Here is a 1,898-nt window from a genome sequence, read left to right on the forward strand (position 1 = left end):
TACAAGAAAAGGTAGAGCATTGATCTTTTTACTACTTGATTTTTATCATAAAAAAGGCAGTGAAGACATGCCTGTATACTGATAGCATCATGAGTCTTCCCCTGCCATTTATCATGAAGTATTACTAATATAATTAATCTTTCGTCTTGCCTATTCTCCGAGCAACTTCTCAATGCTCTTACGGAACTTCGGCCCTTCTTTCAGGTTACGCAGGCCGTACTTAACAAACGCCTGCATATACCCCATTTTCTTCCCGCAGTCGTAGCTGTCGCCCGTCATCAGCATCGCATCTACCGACTGTTTTTTAGCCAGCTCAGCAATAGCATCCGTCAATTGAATACGCCCCCAGGCACCAGGCTGGGTATGCTCCAGTTCTGCCCAGATATCCGCAGAAAGCACGTAGCGCCCTACTGCCATCAGATCGGAATCCAGAGTCTGCGGCTGGTCTGGTTTTTCAATGAATTCAACGATACGGCTGACTTTACCTTCGTTATCTAAAGGCTCTTTGGTCTGAATAACAGAGTACTCAGACAGATCGCCTTCCATACGCTTAGCCAGCACCTGACTACGCCCGGTTTCATTAAAACGAGCAACCATGGCAGCCAGGTTGTAGCGCAGCGGATCTGCGCTCGCTGTATCAAGAACCACATCAGGTAATACGACTACGAAAGGGTTATCCCCAACAATTGGACGAGCACAAAGAATTGAATGACCCAGGCCCAGTAACTGAGCCTGACGAACGTTCATAATAGTCACGCCTGGAGGACAGATAGACTGCACCTCGGCTAATAGCTGGCGTTTAACACGCTGCTCAAGCAACGATTCGAGTTCGTAAGAGGTGTCGAAGTGGTTCTCAACCGCGTTCTTAGACGCATGAGTCACCAGCACGATTTCTTTGATACCTGCAGCTACAATTTCGTCGACAATGTATTGAATCATCGGCTTGTCTACGATCGGTAGCATCTCTTTAGGGATTGCCTTCGTGGCAGGCAACATGTGCATCCCCAGACCTGCTACCGGAATAACTGCTTTCAAATTAATCATTAAGTCATTCACCTATTCAATTGTTGCTGAATTATAGCTTTTTAGCTTGTTTTAGCCAGTATGAATTACATTACTCCGATGCAGCATATGTTACGCCGCTTAACTTCGCAATGCAGTAATCTTAATCCCAGGGAGTGTCACTTTAGCCAGGAATGGTCGCAAAGTTACCGCTCCCGTCCCGGGAGTCGAAAATTCACCGCTTCGACATTCACCACCTGATGGTTTACCCGGTCGATGTCAACTGAGCTTTGCCCGCTTTCGTTTACCGCATGGACATTCGCCAGCGAGAGTAATGTGTCCTGTTTTGCCATAAACTTGCCGCGCACATCCTGACGGAGATCGAAGTGCATCTTAAGCGCGGGTCCCGTCGCGGATTGCTGCATAACCCTGATGTTACGTAAAAAAAGGTGCTGTGGTTGGTTATGCAACTCAAGCGTGGCACGTTTCATCTCCACATTGGTAATCGCCACAAATGATGTCGCATTACCAGAGGAGATCTGAATACCGCGCAATTTGTATTCACGTTTCGTATTATCCAGATGGATATTATTTAACTTAAAGTTTTGTGGAATGGATAAATAACGCCCTTTGATTACGCCGTAACCAATGAGCATACCTGCGCTATTCTCCATATTGATATTATCAATTACGAAATTATCACATCCGTAAATAGCGACCGTCGCATTATCAATGCCCGCTTTCTTACTATAATCCGGGGTGATATTTCGCGCGGTAATATTACGAATAATAAAGTGTTTGCCGTTCTCCACATGGACTAACTGTCGGCAGTCGCTACCGGTGATGTTCGCTACCACAAAGTTTTTTACCGCCAGTTCATCGGGATAGGTATTGTC

At 46.0% G+C, this 1,898-nt stretch carries 1 protein-coding gene and 1 pseudogene; both read right to left on the reverse strand.

Going from position 1 to position 1,898, the window contains the following annotated elements; translation table 11 throughout:
* Positions 1-150: 150 nt before the first annotated feature.
* On the reverse strand, positions 151-1,044 hold the full coding sequence (galF, locus tag RTW80_RS24545) for a GalU regulator GalF (RefSeq protein WP_000609089.1): 894 nt from the start codon (positions 1,042-1,044) through the stop codon (positions 151-153).
* A 164-nt stretch (positions 1,045-1,208) separates the two neighbouring features.
* Positions 1,209-1,898: pseudogene (gene wcaM / locus RTW80_RS24550) on the reverse strand (colanic acid biosynthesis protein WcaM); the annotation flags it as partial.

Origin of the sequence: Escherichia sp. AM3 (genome assembly GCF_032029835.1) — a bacterium.
GTDB classification, from domain to species: domain Bacteria; phylum Pseudomonadota; class Gammaproteobacteria; order Enterobacterales; family Enterobacteriaceae; genus Escherichia; species Escherichia coli.

Bases quoted from the DNA above. Each gene is read 5' to 3' on its own strand.
- galF (WP_000609089.1), bottom strand. From the start codon at position 1,044: ATGATTAATTTGAAAGCAGTTATTCCGGTAGCAGGTCTGGGGATGCAC.